Below are 14,781 nucleotides of genomic sequence, written 5' to 3'. Positions count from 1 at the left end.
TATATTTAAATTACTTCTTTTGATAATCTTCCGCAGGCTTGTCATTGAGATTTGCCCATGCATTTTTTGTCGCAGGCGATAACTCAAGTCCAACAACAATATTTTTTGGTGGAATTGGCTTTAAGAACCACTTATCCCACAACTTAGGCATATTGCCATTGGCAACAATTTTTGCAATCGCCGCATTAACAGCTGCTTTAAACTCGGGGTCATTTTTAGGAACCATGATTGCAATAGGCTCCGTCGCCAATACTTCGCCAACAATTTTAAAATCCTTAGGATTCTTGGAATTGGCAATATTGCCGGCCAAAATGGAGCCATCCATTACAAATGCATCGGCACGACCAGACTCCAGCAACAAAAAGCTATCTGCGTGGTCCTTACCAAACACTTCATCAAAATTAACGCCAGTCGCTTTTTCATTTTTGCGCAATAACTGAACCGAAGTTGTACCAGTAGTGGTAGCAACTTTTTTTCCATTTAACTGTGCAATCGACGTAATACCAGAATTGGCCTTAACGGCAATTCGGACCTCTTCCACATAAAGGGTATTGGCAAAGCCAACATCTTTGGCGCGCGCCGTGTTGTTTGTTGTCGTACCGCACTCAATATCTACAGTACCGTTTTGAACCAAGGGTACGCGATTTTGAGAGGTTACGGGCTGGTAATTAATACGTAGAGTATTGAGTCCCAAGTTTGCTTTAATGTCGGCCAAGATCATGCGACAGATTTCAACATGGTAGCCATCGAAACGGCTGTCCCCAGTTGTATAGGACATCGGAATAGAAGATTCTCGTACGCCCATGGTCACTACACCTGTAGACTTGATTTTATCGAGCATTGGACTAGCTGCAGTTACATTAGCAGTACCAAGTAATATGATCGAAGCAACAAAACTGTACTTGATTAATTTATTATTCACAGGAGCCTTTTTTGTTAGTAAATAGCAAAATATGTAAACTCAGTATAAATACAAATGGGTCTTTAAATACGCAAAAAGCTATCTTTGTAGAAAAGTTATAGGCGCCTGCTATTACCAAGGCAGTATTTTCCCCCATTGGAAGATTGGCACAAAACACTCCCACAGCTCAAAAAGAGTCTCAGCCTAGTATTTTAAATAGGCCATCAAAAGGTTTGAGCAATGGATTACCCCAGCAATGGTTCACTGGGGATATTTATTGTCAGAAAACAGTTCGTTTGAAACAGCCCCCAATTACTTCCTTGCATTGGGGAAAAAAGACTGCTCACCAGCTACTTTGTAAGACCCGATAGTATCCTGGCCCTCCTTGGAAATGAGCCAATCTATAAATGCCTGCCCTTCCACTTTTTTAACTTGCGGATATTTATTTGGACTAACCAACATTACGCCATATTGATTAAATAGTTTAGAGTCGCCCTCAACCAAAATAGCTAAGTCGCCCCGGTTCTTAAAAGTAAGCCATGTAGCTCTGTCACTCAGAATATAGGCATTCATACCAGAGGCAGTATTTAATGCGGGCCCCATACCAGAGCCTGTATTTTTATACCAAGCAGGATCCGAGGAAACATCTACCCCAGCATCTTTCCAGTATCGAAGTTCTGCCGCGTGAGTACCGCTCTTATCTCCTCTGGTGGTAAAAGTAGACTTACTATCAGCAATTTTTTGTAAGGCCACTTTAATATCTTTTCCGCCTGAGATCTTGGCGGGGTCGGACTTTGGTCCAATGAGTACAAAATCGTTATACATCACTTCAATACGCTTATCTGCGTAACCTTCATTGACAAATTTCTCTTCGGCCGCCTTGTCATGCACGAACACTACATCAGCATCACCGCGACGGCCAATGTCTAATGCCTGACCTGTACCCACTGCCACCACCTTGACATCAATGCCTGTTTTCTTCTGAAATACGGGCAGAATATGGCCAAATAGTCCAGATTGCTCAGTGGATGTTGTTGAGGAAACTACGATACTTTTTTGAGCAATAGCATGAGTAGAAAAAATGCCAATACAGATAAAAGTAAGCGAAGCAGATAAATGGCGTAAGAAAGATGTTTTAAGCATGACAGACCCTGATTAATAGAGTTGTTATCATCCCTGTTTAGTATTCATTACTCAATATGCAAATAATTTCATATGCGAATTAAGATCAAACCTAGCATCTCCCTGATAAGCGCCGCTGGTGGTAAGCCTTCTACCATTGATCTTTCTTGGGTCATTAAACTGTTAAGTGAAATTAAAAATGGCAAGAGTATGGTTTACGCCGCACAATCGGCAGGCATTTCATATAGAACTATATGGAATCATCTCAAGCTTGCTGAAAAAGAATTGGGTGTTCAGCTTCTAGACTCAATTAAAGGGCATGGAAGTAAGCTATCAGCAGCAGGTGAGCTACTAGTTGATTCTACCGAGCAATTAGTGAATAAATTCAATACACTTTATTCTCATGAAGCAATCAAGATTCAAGAGCAATTAACAGCCCTTACCAATCAATTAGATAGTAAGTGGAAAATAGCCACCAGTAGTGATCCTATTATTGAAAAGCTGATTAGTAAGTCGGCTAATTTTGAGCTAAGAACCATGGGCTCTGGGCAATCCCTTGAAAGTCTGATTGCGGGTCAATCTGATATTGCTGGATTTCATGTTCCAGATGAGGAGAGTATTAAGGCTATCCACCTAGAATTAAAGAAGCAAGGTATAGATGCCATACCTGTCATGAAACGAGAGCAGGGATTGATTGTTGCTAAAGGCAACCCCTATAAGATAAAGACCATCCGTGATTTAGCAAGGCCCGAAATACGATTTATCAATCGACAAAAGGGAGCCGGAACACGACTCATGTTTGATAATTTACTAGAAGCTCAGGGCATGAACAGCGGGCAAATTAAAGGCTATCAACATGAAGAATTTACCCACAGCGCAGTAGCAACCGCAATCTTAGCCAATGTCGCTGATGCGGGTTTAGGACTTCACAACATTGCCAAAGAATATAAATTACACTTTATTCCACTCAATACTGAAACCTTTTTTCTAGCAATGCCTGCGGGTCTGGCAAAACAATCTGCTATTGCTACTTTAATAAAAAATATTCGCAGCCATGCTGGTGATGCCATAGGCTACTCACAGCTAAAGCTTAGAAATAGGTACAAACCATAAATATCTGTTGATAAAAGATATCCCCAAGGGCTGTGAATAGCCAATTGGGCGGGTAATCCTCCCCTTTAATATCGGCAGATTAGCTGATAGGCTTGATATGATTGAAGATTCAATGCAAATTAGCCTAAACCACCCTTGCCTGGTGTCCCAACCCAAGAAAATCAAAGCCATGACTAACTCATTCCCCTTTAAATTATTAGCCACCTCTTCCATCGCTATCCTGCTCGGCATGTCTAATGGGGTGACTGCAGAGACAGTCATTCTTAAAGCTGCCACCATCATCACAATGGATGAAAAAAATCCCCGGGCACAAGCGATTGCCTTTGACACAGTGACCAAAAAGATTATTGCTGTGGGCTCCTTAGCTGATGTGCGCGCTAAGGCCCCTAATGTGGCTGTTACGGATATGGGTTCAACGGTTCTATTGCCGGGGTTCATTGAGGCTCATAGTCATCCACTGTTGGGCGGGGCTATAACGCAAGCGCCAGCTTATTGGGTGGCCCCCTATCTTGGCTATAAAACCTGGGCTGATGTGCAGGCCAAAATTAAAAGCGAAGACGCTAAAATGCCAGCCGGACAGCCACTGGTTTTTAATGGCGTTGATAAGTTACTACAAGGCGCTCCTGAGCCTACAGCTAGCGTTTTAGACAAGCTGACACCCAGCGGTCGGCCAATTATTCTTTTGGATAACTCTGGTCATGCCGTGTACTTTAATACAGCAACCATTAAGTCATTGGGCTGGGTTGGTGGCAAGCCTCCCAAAGACCCTGTGGGGGGTAGCTATGGGCGCAATGCCAACGGCACTTCTAATGGTGTTGGACTTGAAGTTCCCGTAATCATGGCTGTTGCGGTTCCAATAGCAAACAAAGCCATACCCCACCCGCTAAAATCAGGTGCGAAGTGGTACGCTTATATGGCCTCTAACGGGATTACCTCTTCCTCTGAGATGACTTATAACAGTGGGATGTATAAGGCTTATGCTGCCTACGCCTCATCATCCAATAACCCTCTGCGTTTAAGCGTGTATCAGATGTCTACAACGCCAGATGCGGGTGATAAGGTAACTTGGGCTGATCCAAGCATGGTGCGCAAAAATGGAATCAAGCTATGGGCCGATGGCTCTCCTTGGTTGGGCACAGTAGCGCAAAGCTTTGGCTATTTAGATAACCCAACAACCCGCAATGCCAACATTATTTTGGGACCATTGGGTGAAAAAGGAATGAATTACACCCGTTTGCAATTAGATCAAATCCTGGATAAGTTTGCCCCGATGGGTTATCAGATGTCCTTTCACTGCAATGGTGATGTCGGCTTTGATGTAGTCCTAGATGCTTATGAAAATGCATTAGTAAAAAATAAACTCATGGGCACAGATCATCGCTGGAGAGTGGAGCATCTGGGCGCTGCAAGAAGCGATCAATTTAAACGTGCTGCCGCCTTAGGGGTAACCGTTTCTATGGGGCCATTTCAGTATATTTACTGGGGTGATTTGTTAGATGGCACGATGTTTGAGTCTAAGTATGGTTCTCAGTGGCAGGCTGTGCAAAGTGCATTTGATGCTGGAGTACGCCCATCCTTTCATAACGATGGGCCTGTTTCACCGCCCAATGTGTTGCTCAATATTCAAAGTATGGTCACGCGTACGACGACTTCTGGAAAAGTCCATGGCGCTAATCAAGCAGTCACTATGGATCAGGCACTCAAAGCAGAAACAATCAATGCCGCTTATCAGCTCAAGCGAGATACAGAAGTGGGCTCATTGGAAGTGGGAAAATATGCCGATTTAGTAGAGCTCTCAACAGACCTTACCGCAGTGGATCCCAAGCAAATTGTTGCGAAGGTGAAGGTATTGGGTACTTGGGTCGGCGGAAAAAAGATTGATATCAAGCAATTTTTAGCAGATATTGATGCCATTGACCCTAGTCAGCATAAAGGGCTTGCAGAAGCTGCTCTTTCAAGTAGACATAGTCATTAAAAAGGAAGCTAAGCACCCATTAATTTATCAACCTCATTGATATTGATTGCGATACTAGAAACGATGATCGAATTTTTTACACTACATGCCAATGAAAATTGGTTTATCAGCATTCTAGCCATCGCTCTCATTGGGGCTGTGCTGGCAGCGGTTCATTACGCGGAACTTATCGCACACAAAACAGGAGAGCCTTATGGCACCCTGGTGCTCGCCGTTAGCGTTACGGTCATCGAAACATCCTTGATTATTTCAATGATGCTTGCTGGTAATGCGGGCGCGGAGTTCATTGCGCGTGATGCCGTTTTTGCTACCGTCATGATTGTGCTTAACGGCATCATTGGTCTTTGTATTTTTGTTGGTGGCCTCAAGCATCATGAGATGATCTTTCGCAATGAGGGCACTAACTCTGCATTGGCAGTGCTTGCTGCCCTAGCCACCTTCACTTTAGTCATGCCAATAGTGACTGTCAGTACTGCAGGGCCTAATTTTACCCAAGGTCAACTCGCTTTTGCTGGTATCGCTTCCTTAGCTCTGTACATTGCTTTTGTGTTTTTCCAGACAGTAACGCACCGAGATTACTTTCTGCCCAAGCTTACCGATCAAACCATGTCTGACGATAGCATTCACGCTGAAAAACCTAGCAATCTCAAAACACTATTGAGCTGCGTACTCCTACTCGTTTGTTTAGTTTTGGTAGTCACTCTAGCAAAGGCCTTGAGTCCTGCAATAGAGGCAGGTGTGAGAGCGGCTGATGCCCCTAAAACTATTGTCGGTATCGCCATTGCACTTCTGGTATTACTCCCGGAGGGGTATGCCGCCGTCAGAGCGGCAACCGTCAATCGCCTTCAAAATAGCTTAAATTTGGCTCTAGGCTCTGGTCTGGCGAGTATTGGGTTAACTATCCCTGCAGTAGCTGGGATAGCGATATTGTTGGATTTACCTTTGAGCTTGGGAATTAGTAATCTCAATATAGTCTTACTGTACCTCTCTCTTTTTATCGGGGCATTGACTTTAGCAATTGGACGCACCACCTTATTGCAGGGGGTAGTTCATATCATTATTTTCATAGGATATTTATTCTTGAGTCTGGTACCTTAATTTGAAAATCGGTTGCATCTAATTACGTTCAGTGGGTCTTTGTTATGTTTAGTATCGTTTAATCGCATTTAGCTGGCAATAGACAAAGGAAGGAGAAATTAATATCTCTTAACCTTCACGCAAAAGCATACTTGCTACAAGAAAACTAAGGTGCTTGCACCCTTCAAAAGCCTGATTTAGATACGAATATTTTTCTCAAATACTAAGATCGCATATTCGTGTTTCAATACAGGCCATATGATTACTGTCGTTATAGCCTCCTACAAGTATGGTCATCTAGCAGCCCACTGCATAGAGTCCTTACTATCCCAAACTCAAGCTGCGCATCGAGTAATTTTTGTTGATGATGGCGCGTATGACTGCAGCCACTTGCCAGCCTTATATCCGAGCATCGAATTTATACTTCGCCCTGTAAATCTGGGTGTAGTCGATAATTTTCATGATTTATTAATGATGGTCGATACTGAATATGTCATCTTTATTGGGGCAGATAATTGGCTCAGATCTGATGCAATAGCGTTGTTATCAAGTGCAAACGCCGATATTGTGACCTATGACATCGTGGTTACTGGAGAATTAAAGGAAGAGATTCATGATCGAGTGCCTGGCGAAACTCAGCCCTATCAGGGCGACTTATACTGGGATCGAGAAGGAAAACATCATGGCTCAATGATGTATAGAACCGTATTGGCCCAAAAAATTGGTTACAAGAAACGCTTTCACGATGGCATACATCCACAAGAAGACTGGCATCTATGGGACAAAATGCTTGAACAAGGTGCAAGTGTTTCTAGCGTAAAAGAGGGCCTACTCTTTTATAGAAGACATCGAGAAAACTTTTTGAAATATGAGCATCTCGCTCAGACTCCCAAAGAGCATGATGCGCTCTGATATAACCTCGCCCACCATAATCGTAAGATTTAACCAAAATCATTGTCAGTCAAATCTGTGTAGCTACCCCTACCTTTTATGACTTTTCGATATCTTTACTGAGAATTCGACGAATTGTTCTTATGCTCACTTCTGGATGTATAACAGCTAGGCGCTCCTGAATCAGGGTTGATCTCCTGGTTAAGGAATCAATATGCTCTCCGACAAGTTTGTTAGCTTCGGTCACATCCTCAATTAAAGTCATCTGAGCGTAATTATTAACTTGTTGCATTTGTTCTGTGATTAATTATTGCAGGAGCTCTCATCTTAATGGCTTTTTTAATATTGGTATGTCTGTGCACCTAAAAACCTTATATGGGTTAACTGCTGAGACTTAGTGGTATTTCGTCTGGCTGGCAGCTACCCGTAAGTCCAAGCTGAGTTGTCCGCCTGTCCGGGTGGTAATCATCCCCTAGCTTAACTTGATTTAAAAGTAGAATTTCTATGTAGTTTGATTTAAAGGAAATTCTATGAAGACCTCCCGATTTACCGATAGCCAAATCATGGCCATCCTCAAACAAGCCGAATCTGGCGTGCCAGCCCCAGAACTGTGCCGTGAGCACAATATTAGCGTTGCTAGCTTCTATAAGTGGCGCTCTAAATACGGCGGTATGGATGCTTCTATGATGTCCCGCGTTAAAGAGTTAGAGCTTGAAAATGCCCGCCTAAAGAAGATGTACGCCGAAGTCCAACTCCAGGCGGATGTCTTAAAGGAAGTTCTGCAAAAAAAGTAACTCGGCCATCTCGCCGCCGCGAGATGGCCAGCCAAGAAGTAAAAAAGGGTCGTATGAGCATCCGCTTAGCGTGCGACACCTTTGTCATTAGCCAGACCTGCTATCACTATAGCCCCAAGCTGTCGACTGACAATGCCCTCATTGCCGATTGGCTGGTTCGTCTTACTCACAATCAACGTAACTGGGGCTTTGGTCTTTGCTACCTGTTCTTGCGTAACGTGAAGGGATTTAAATGGAATCACAAACGGGTTTATCGGATCTATAAGGAACTAGAGCTCAATTTACGCATCAAACCCCATAAACGCTTGGTTCGGGAAAAGCCTTTACCACTAGCTGTACCCCAAGGCATTAATGACACTTGGTCGATTGATTTTATGCATGATCAGTTGCACGACGGCAGAACCATCCGCCTTTTTAATGTGATCGATGACTTTAATCGAGAGGCCTTGGCCATTGATATTGATTTTTCCATGCCCGCAGTACGAGTGATCCGGTCACTCGATCAAATCATTGAATGGCGTGGCAAGCCCTTAAAAATACGTTGTGACAATGGCCCCGAACTCGTAGGAAACATCCTGACTGTATGGGCTGCTAAACATCAGATAGAGATGAGTTACATCCAACCAGGTAAGCCACAACAAAATGCCTATATTGAACGCTATAACCGTACGGTGAGATATGACTGGCTTAATCAATACCTCTTTGAATCGATTGATGAAGTACAAGATTTTGCAACCCACTGGATGTGGACCTACAATCACGAAAGACCCAATATGGGTTTAGGAGGAATTACTCCTAAACAAAAACTAGCAATTGCAGTACCAGCCTCTACTTTTAGCTTAGGTTAAAAAGGGGATGATTACCGTTTCATTGCTTTCGGTGCAGGTTCTTTATTTTCTGGATGGCTGGGGGATAAGTGGAGCCGCCGCAATATGATGGCAATTTTCTTCCTTGGGATGGGATTGGCTCTTTCGGGAATTTCATTTGTACAAACGCCAATCCAGTTGGGTGTCATGTTGCTGGTAGTGGGTACTGTTGCCTCTATATATCACCCTGTTGGTACTGCAATGTTAGTTGCAAATGTAGATAAGCTCGGTAAAGAAATGGGCATTAATGGCATGTGGGGTAATGTCGGCGTTGCTTCATCGGCATTGTTCACTGGTGTGATTAATGAATACTTTGGATGGCGCGCTGCTTTTTGGGTGCCTGGAATTGCCTGTTTGGTGGTTGGGTATCTGTTTATGCGGGCCATTCCAAAGTCTGCTGACGGGGTGTCTAAAAAGTCTGCAGCGGGAACTGCTCGAGTTTCTAAGTCAGTCATGGTGTGGGTTATTGCCTCTTTAATTATCACCATTATTGCCAGCTCAATTACCTTTAATTCAGTAACGGTAGCATTGCCTAAAATCTTTCAAGAAAGACTCTCTAATTTAACAAGTAATACTGCTGCTCTAGGTACGATTACTTTCTTTGTTTATTTATTTGGCGCTTTAGCTCAGTACATTATTGGACACTTGCTAGATAAGCATTCACTTAAAAATGTATTCTTACCATTGGCCTTAATTATTGTCCCCGCTTTATTTCTCGCCTCGACGATGACTGATTACGGGCTAATTGTTTTGACGATTGTGATTATTGCAGCAGTTTTTGGGCAGGTAACAGTCAATGACACGATGCTCGGAAAATATACGGTAGACGAGTGGCGAGGTAGAGCCTATTCAGTAAGGTACTTTTTAGGATTCACTGCAGCGGGGCTTTCTGTTGGCTTAGTATCAATTCTCTATAACGAGGGTGGATTCGATTTAATGCTGAAATCTATTGCGGCATTAAGTGTGTTTACAGTTCTTGGTGCCGTGATATTTCCCCGGGAAAATCGGGTTTAATATAGATTAAAAGCATCTTATGTCCCGATCTCTCCGTTTGCTTTGGTGCTGAATTCATAGTGGTCCAATTAGAATCGATTAACCAAAGCAAGCTATGCATAACTTTTAAGGCCTTGAAAATAAAGCCTTACTCACAAATCTCTGTGTCCGAGCTAATTATTAGCTATTTGATCAGCTTTAATTGATTAATCTTGGTAACTTGATGCCCATCTGCTTAAGCCCCACTTCACTTAGCGTCGAGCCAATCCAACACCGAATGATCAGGCCTGAAAAGTGGTCAGCACATAGCCGGTCACGATACTGAGGGTAAATGAACGGGGAAAGTGGTCTGCCCAGCACGATTCGAACGTGCGACCTACGCCTTAGAAGGGCGTTGCTCTATCCAGCTGAGCTATAGGCAGTGTGTACTGGGACTATATTACTAAAGGGGAAAGTGGTCGGAGTACAAGGATTCGAACCTTGGACCCCCTGCTCCCAAAGCAGGTGCGCTACCAGGCTGCGCTACACTCCGACGGAATCGATATTGTACACCGCGTTTGCTGCCGAGAGCAAATCCTGTAATATGCATGCATGAGAGCCTTATTTACCAGCAAATTTAACAAAGAGATCAGAGGCCTTATTGCCCTGAGCTTCTTGTTTGCGAGCGTTTTAGGCAATCATTGGCTAGGCTTTGCTCATGGCATTTCACACTCCGGAATTAGCCAAGAAAAAGTTGTTACTAGCTGCACCGACCAGAGCCCTACTTTGGGTCATAGTTCTGCAGCTTGTCACTTACTAGACGCCTTAACCCTTGCTGGGTTTATAGCTGCAGATCACCAGCTTTCCATTAGTATTTCTTCATCATTCAATGCTGTTGAACTACTAGAAATTCCAAGTCTTGCTCGCTTTCCTGTCGGGCTATACCAAACCAGAGCACCACCCACCCTTACCTAAGCTCAGTAAATCCTCTTATTGCCAAGCATTGCTATGGCTAATCTGTTTATTGATCTATTGGTTGCCCCGCTAGCATTGGGCGACATAAGCTAAGGCGTCACAAATGTATTCATCACACTATTTTTTTGGAAAACCTAAGGCAATAGTCTTACTAGGCTGTGCTTTATTCGCAGGCAATACGTTTGCTCAGGCTGGAAGTCCTAGCCTTGAAATCACCGCAACGGGAGCACAAGAAGCAACTCAGAGCATTTTGACACCTACCAAGATTTTGCAGGGAGACGAGCTATTAAATAAATTAGGCACTACGCTTGGGGCAACGCTCGCTAATGAACTAGGCGTTAGTGCTACTGGCTATGGTGCCGGATCTTCTCGTCCCGTTATTCGAGGGCTAGAAGGTTCTCGTGTACAAATTTTGCAAAACGGTTTATCAGTGGGTGATGTCAGTAATATTTCACAAGACCATGCCATGGGTAACAATATGCAAAATACCCATCAAATCGAGATTTTGCGAGGTGCTGCCGCCCTACTCTACGGCTCTGGCTCTAGCGGTGGATTGGTGAACGTGATCAACGACCGCATCCTGACAAACTTGCCAGATAGACCAACTGGCGCAGTAAATACAAGCTACGAAACAGTCAACAATGGCAGAGCAGGCGCGCTGGAACTTGATGGTGCATTTGGATCTGTTGCCGTCCACGTTGATACTGCTATTAATAATGCAAATAACTATCGCATCCCCGGTAACTCGACACAGTCACAAGGTGAGCCTATTGGGGGCTGGACAGTTCCGCCGAGTGGTAATGGTGGCAATAACTACAGTGGCAAACTGCCCAACTCATTTAGCAATCAAAATAACCTGGGTATTGGCGTGTCTCATATTGGGCAATCTGGCTATACCGGTGTTTCAGTTGAACGCCTAAATAATAACTATGGCATACCCACACCTGAGGGTGGCTATATTCAGCAATCGCAGAATCGCTATGACCTTCAGCATCAAACACGTGATCCTTTTGATGGGTTTTCATCATTTAAATTTAGCGCAGCAAACTCAGACTATAACCATACTGAATTTACTAGTGCCGGTGTAGCAGCATCGCAGTGGAAAAATATTGCCAACGAAGCCCGCTTTGAATTAGCCCATAACCCACTGGCGGGATGGAAAGGAATTTTAGGGGCGCAAATATCAGCTGCCTCACTTAATGCAACTGAGTTGGGTAGCGGTAGCTATGCGATCGTACCGCCCACTAAAACAAATTCCAATGCCCTTTTTTGGATTGAGGAAGGAAAGTGGGATTCTTTACAAGGCAATCTTGGCTTGCGTTACAACAACGTAGCGCAAAAACCAAACTTAGGCACGGTATTGACGCCCGAAGCTATGAATATTGGAGGCGATACGCCCAGCATTAACCTCCAAAATCGCAACTTCAATTTATTCTCTTACTCTGCTGGTGGTTTGTGGAACTACTTGCCAGGACAAGGTGCAGGGATTGCCTATACAGTCTCTCAGCGTGCCCCTAGTGCGCAAGAGCTCTACTCCTATGGCGCACATGAATCCACCGCTACATTTGATATTGGCAACCCCAACCTCAATAAAGAAACATCACATAACTTAGAGTTCAACCTTCAGAAAACCACTGGCCTTATTAGGGCAAAAGCAAGTGCTTATGCCAATCGATTTAATAACTATATTTATGGTTACTACACTGGCGATGCTATTGGGCAAAGTGGGTTTAGCGTTGTTACAGCCCAGCAAGCTAGCGCAACGATTAAGGGCATAGAAGGCGAGCTAACATACAACTGGAATCAAGCTGGTCTAGCAAGTCGCCTATTTGCTGATGCCTCTCAGGGAACTTTCGATGCTGGTGGTAATCTTCCGCTACAACCTGCTCCACGCTTAGGGGCGGAACTGGCTCATCAAAAAAATGGTTGGTTAAGCAATGCGACTTATATTTATAGCTACCAACAAAATCGCCTAGCCTCCTGGGAGCAAGGCCCTGCCCCTAGCTATAACCTACTCAACGCAGGCATCTCTTATACCGAAAGAGTGAAAGATGTAAATTGGACTATCTATCTAAATCTCAAAAATTTACTAAATGAACAGATCCGCTATGCAACAACCCCGATGGCAGTCAGGCTATATGCTCCGCAACCAGGCAGAAGTTTAATGGTGGGTTTACGGGGAACTTTTTAATGCTTAAGCGTAAAAACTGATTGCAGCACATAAGGCGCCGGAACCAAGTATTAAAAAAACAGGATTAATCTTGGTTCTTAAAATAAGATAAAACGTAATTAAGGCAAGAACTGCAGTAAAAGGGCTAATAATAGATGCCTTAGCGACTGCATAGACACCAGAGGACATCAAGCCAATCGAAATGGGCTCTAGGGCGCTTTGTAATGTTCGCCGCCAAGGGCTCTCACCAAATCGATCCCACAAGCGACCAACATAAAGACAAAGAATGCTCGATGGCAGAAAAAATGACAGTAAAACTAAACCAGCGCCAATGAAGCCGGCAATCTGATAGCCAATTAACAATATCATCAGCATGTTTGGGCCAGGCGCTAACTGACCAATACTGTAGACATGAATAAATTGCTCATGACTAATGCCAAATTGATGGGCTAAAACTGTCTGCATTTCTGGTAACACGGCAGTTCCACCACCAACAGCAAGAACAGAAAGTATGGCAAAACTAGAAATGAGTTGGATATAAATACTCATGCCACACCTTTAGGACGATAGAGAAAAATAGCTATCGGCGCCATTATTAATATAACCAGAGGTAGGGATAGCTTGACAATACTCATCAGCAGAAAAGTACTCACAATAATACCGAGTGATTTAACGTGCTTCCAATGTTGATCACCGATGCGATAAGTAATCGCTGTCAACAAGCCAGCAGCTGAGGCTGCGATACCCCCTAGGACTATATTGGCAAGTGGATGATCCGCTGCACTGACATAAATAATTCCTACACCCAAGATAAATAAAGACCCAGGCAAAATTAGCCCTAGAGATGCCAAAAAGGATCCAGGCAGCCCTCGCAAATGATTACCCACTAAAACGGCAAGATTGACAGAGTTAAGTCCAGGCATTGTTTGGCTGATTGCTAGATAGGCCATAAATTCGTCAGCGGATAACCACTGACGCTTTTCTACCAGCAAGATTCGCTCATAAGCAATAATTCCGCCTCCGAAGCTGACAGCACCAATCAATAAAAACTGTACAAATAGATCTTGTAGTTTTGTGGTCTCAGAAGAAGAGTTAATCACTCTGGCTTTCCATATATTAATGCCGTCTTTGTACTTCCAATTTCTAAACTATCTGCCAGCTCAATTTGGAGTTTTTTAAAGAATTTATCGGCTCGCTTGTGTGCCTTTTCTTGTAATCTATTTTTGTCATTTATTCGATAGGAAAAAGCCAACTCCCCCACAATAGGATCGCCTACACTTTTCATCCAGATGGCAATTTCACAATGCGCTTGAATGCCATCACCAAAAACCAGATTGCCAATCGGAAGACAGGCCTCCAATACTTTATTGCTTCGACCACCCACAATTCTGACGGGGGCTTTTTTATCAATTGGAAGCTTGATCATCCCAGGGAAATACCGGGCAACACTCGCAAATGTACCTTCAAACAAACTATCAATTGGGACCGCATCTAATATTGCATTATTTGAATAAATTGATCGATGGGATCCGAGCTCATCACCACGCAAAATCTCTTCTTTCAGGCGTAACCGAGATTGGATACTCTTTTTAGGGGCGGGATTGAATTGATTGGCTTGCGCAAGATCGCCCGAGCGACACTTTAAAGTGACTTCACACCAGTCATCCACCCAGATATTTTGACGCGACTCTCGCACGCGCAAAATAACATTATTACGGCGAAAGTCTTCACCAGGAGTATCGTAAAAATAGATATTACGAAGTCCGGTTGTTGCATTGTCTAGGTGGAAAAACTCCACCTTACTTTTTTTACAAAACAGTAGAATTTGCTCACTTAAAGCCGTAATTCGGCTCCGACGATCTAAGCCTTGGGGCTTAATCAGCAGCTTAAACTCACGGTTAGTGATTAACTTTCCTGCCTTCATA

Annotated in this window: 13 protein-coding genes and 2 tRNA genes; 8 read left to right on the top strand and 7 right to left on the bottom strand. The window is 43.7% G+C overall.

Annotated elements, in window-relative coordinates:
* Nucleotides 1-10: 10 nt before the first annotated feature.
* Nucleotides 11-907, bottom strand: coding sequence for an amino acid ABC transporter substrate-binding protein (locus QUD86_RS03660; RefSeq protein WP_502928889.1), 897 nt, complete (start codon nt 905-907; stop codon nt 11-13).
* A gap of 306 nt (nt 908-1,213) precedes the next feature.
* Entirely contained in the window at nt 1,214-2,044 is an 831-nt protein-coding gene (locus QUD86_RS03655) for an ABC transporter substrate-binding protein (RefSeq protein WP_286298218.1), read from the bottom strand.
* A gap of 72 nt (nt 2,045-2,116) precedes the next feature.
* Between QUD86_RS03655 and QUD86_RS03650 the strand changes: the two genes are divergently transcribed.
* The 6 genes from QUD86_RS03650 (at nt 2,117) to QUD86_RS03625 (ending at nt 9,753) form a co-directional block, all read left to right on the top strand.
* Entirely contained in the window at nt 2,117-3,136 is a 1,020-nt protein-coding gene (locus tag QUD86_RS03650; protein WP_286298217.1) for a substrate-binding domain-containing protein, read from the top strand.
* Between the two features lie 169 nt (nt 3,137-3,305).
* Nucleotides 3,306-5,111, top strand: a complete 1,806-nt coding sequence (locus QUD86_RS03645; RefSeq protein ID WP_286298216.1) for an amidohydrolase — start codon at nt 3,306-3,308, stop codon at nt 5,109-5,111.
* A gap of 63 nt (nt 5,112-5,174) precedes the next feature.
* Complete coding sequence (locus QUD86_RS03640) at nt 5,175-6,209, top strand: calcium:cation antiporter (RefSeq protein ID WP_286298215.1); 1,035 nt, start codon at nt 5,175-5,177, stop codon at nt 6,207-6,209.
* A 237-nt stretch (nt 6,210-6,446) separates the two neighbouring features.
* The gene (locus QUD86_RS03635; RefSeq protein WP_286298214.1) at nt 6,447-7,100 is read left to right on the top strand and encodes a glycosyltransferase family 2 protein; all 654 of its coding nucleotides are present in this window, start codon (nt 6,447-6,449) and stop codon (nt 7,098-7,100) included.
* A gap of 509 nt (nt 7,101-7,609) precedes the next feature.
* Nucleotides 7,610-8,721, top strand: a protein-coding gene (locus QUD86_RS03630) for an IS3 family transposase (RefSeq protein ID WP_286296203.1) whose coding sequence is annotated in 2 segments (ribosomal slippage) — nt 7,610-7,859 and nt 7,859-8,721 — 1,113 coding nt in all. Because the reading frame shifts where the segments join, the coding sequence is not laid out codon by codon here.
* Between the two features lie 21 nt (nt 8,722-8,742).
* On the top strand, nt 8,743-9,753 hold the full coding sequence (locus tag QUD86_RS03625) for an MFS transporter (protein ID WP_286298640.1): 1,011 nt from the start codon (nt 8,743-8,745) through the stop codon (nt 9,751-9,753).
* A 324-nt stretch (nt 9,754-10,077) separates the two neighbouring features.
* Here QUD86_RS03625 and QUD86_RS03620 read toward each other — a convergent pair.
* Nucleotides 10,078-10,154 (bottom strand) — tRNA-Arg (locus QUD86_RS03620).
* 33 nt (nt 10,155-10,187) lie between these two features.
* Nucleotides 10,188-10,264, bottom strand: a tRNA-Pro gene (locus QUD86_RS03615).
* Between the two features lie 59 nt (nt 10,265-10,323).
* Between QUD86_RS03615 and QUD86_RS03610 the strand changes: the two genes are divergently transcribed.
* A complete protein-coding gene (locus QUD86_RS03610) occupies nt 10,324-10,686 on the top strand; it encodes a hypothetical protein (RefSeq protein WP_286298213.1) in 363 nt (120 codons plus the stop codon).
* Between the two features lie 103 nt (nt 10,687-10,789).
* On the top strand, nt 10,790-12,877 hold the full coding sequence (locus tag QUD86_RS03605) for a TonB-dependent receptor (RefSeq protein WP_286298212.1): 2,088 nt from the start codon (nt 10,790-10,792) through the stop codon (nt 12,875-12,877).
* Between the two features lie 3 nt (nt 12,878-12,880).
* Here the strand turns inward: QUD86_RS03605 and QUD86_RS03600 are convergent, their stop codons facing one another.
* Genes QUD86_RS03600 through QUD86_RS03590 form a run of 3 tightly spaced genes read right to left on the bottom strand, consistent with a single transcriptional unit; the run spans nt 12,881 to nt 14,780 of the window.
* On the bottom strand, nt 12,881-13,405 hold the full coding sequence (locus QUD86_RS03600) for a chromate transporter (protein ID WP_286298211.1): 525 nt from the start codon (nt 13,403-13,405) through the stop codon (nt 12,881-12,883).
* Complete coding sequence (locus tag QUD86_RS03595; protein ID WP_286298209.1) at nt 13,402-13,956, bottom strand: chromate transporter; 555 nt, start codon at nt 13,954-13,956, stop codon at nt 13,402-13,404. Before QUD86_RS03595 ends, QUD86_RS03600 begins: the two co-directional genes overlap by 4 nt.
* On the bottom strand, nt 13,953-14,780 hold the full coding sequence (locus QUD86_RS03590; RefSeq protein WP_286298207.1) for a CYTH domain-containing protein: 828 nt from the start codon (nt 14,778-14,780) through the stop codon (nt 13,953-13,955). The genes QUD86_RS03595 and QUD86_RS03590 overlap by 4 nt, the downstream gene beginning before the upstream one ends.
* Between the last annotated feature and the right edge of the window lies 1 nt (nt 14,781).

It is taken from the genome of Polynucleobacter sp. TUM22923 (genome assembly GCF_030295705.1).
Lineage (GTDB): Bacteria > Pseudomonadota > Gammaproteobacteria > Burkholderiales > Burkholderiaceae > Polynucleobacter.
The sequence above is the reverse complement of the archived record's forward strand: the minus strand, read 5'-3'. Positions and strand labels throughout refer to the sequence as shown.